Origin of the sequence: Streptomyces sp. NPDC008125, from assembly GCF_042957125.1 — a bacterium.
Taxonomy (GTDB): domain Bacteria; phylum Actinomycetota; class Actinomycetes; order Streptomycetales; family Streptomycetaceae; genus Streptomyces.
Genome location: NZ_JBIBHR010000063.1, coordinates 1 through 1,557 on the forward strand (window position 1 = coordinate 1; position 1,557 = coordinate 1,557).

At 70.5% G+C, this 1,557-nt stretch carries 1 protein-coding gene; it reads right to left on the minus strand.

The features are described from left to right. Nucleotides 1-1,557 (minus strand): alanine--tRNA ligase (gene alaS, locus ACFZAX_RS35445; protein ID WP_390967104.1); only part of this gene is annotated, 1,557 nt, incomplete at both ends.

The following is a 1,557-nucleotide window of genomic DNA, read 5'->3' on the forward strand; positions in this document are numbered from 1 at the left end:
GTAGGCGTCCACACCGACCAGAGCCTCGACGCGGCGCACCCCGGACCCGATGGACGACTCGCCGAGCAGCTTCACCAGGCCCAGCTGGGCGGTGTTGTGGACGTGGGTGCCGCCGCACAGCTCCTTGGAGAAGTCGCCGATGGTGACGACCCGGACCCGCTCGCCGTACTTCTCGCCGAACTCGGCGATGGCACCCTGCTTCTTGGCCTCGTCGATGGACATGACCTCGGCCTGGACGTCGAGCTCCCGGGAGAGGACCTCGTTGATCTTCTGCTCGACGTCGACGAGGACCGCGCCGGGAACGGCGGCGGGCGAGCCGAAGTCGAAGCGGAAGCGGCCCGGGGCGTTCTCCGAGCCGGCCTGGGCGGCCGTCGGGCCGAGCGCGTCGCGCAGCGCCTGGTGGGTGAGGTGGGTGGCGGAGTGGGCGCGGGCGATGGCCCGGCGGCGCCTCACGTCGATCGTGGCGTACGCGGACGAGCCCACGGTCACCTCGCCGACCTGGACGACACCCTTGTGCACGCTGACACCGGGGACGGGCTTCTGGACGTCGCGGACCTCCACGACGGCACCGCTGTCGAGGCGGATGCGGCCGGTGTCGGCGAGCTGGCCGCCGCCCTCGGCGTAGAACGGGGTCCGGTCGAGGACGACCTCCACCTCGTCGCCCTCGGTGGCGGCGGGCGAGGGCACACCGTTGACGAGGAGGCCGACGACCGTCGACTCGCCCATGGTGGCGGTGTAACCGGTGAACTCCGTGGCACCCGCGGTGTCGGCGACCTCACGGTAGGCGGAGAGGTCGGCATGGCCGGTCTTCTTGGCGCGGGCGTCGGCCTTGGCCTTGTCGCGCTGCTCCTGCATGAGGCGGCGGAAGCCGTCCTCGTCGACGGCCAGGCCCTGCTCGGCGGCCATCTCCAGGGTCAGGTCGATCGGGAAGCCCCAGGTGTCGTGGAGCAGGAACGCCTTGTCGCCGGCGAGGACCCGGCCGCCGGCGGCCCTGGTCTCGGTGACAGCGGTCTCCAGGATGTTGGTGCCGCCCTTGAGGGCCTTCAGGAAGGCGGTCTCCTCGGCGAGCGCGACCGTCTCGATGCGCTTGCGGTCGGTCAGGAGCTCCGGGTACTGCTGGCCCATCGTGTCGATGACGACGTCGATCAGGTCCCGCACGACGGCACCGGAGGCACCCATGAGGCGCATGTTGCGGATGGCGCGGCGCATGATGCGGCGCAGCACGTAGCCGCGGCCCTCGTTGCCCGGGGTGACGCCGTCACCGATGAGCATGACGGAGGTGCGCATGTGGTCGGCGACCACGCGCATGGAGACGTCCGTGGTGTGCGCGGCGCCGTAGCGGACGCCGGTCAGCTCGGTGGCCTTGTCCATGACGACGCGCAGGGTGTCGGTCTCGTACATGTTCCGCACGCCCTGCAGGATCATCGCGAGGCGTTCGAGGCCGAGACCGGTGTCGATGTTCTTGGACGGCAGGTCCCCCAGGATCGGGAAGTCCTCCTTGCCGTCGCCGGCACCGCGCTCGTACTGCATGAAGACCAGGTTCCAGATCTCCACGTA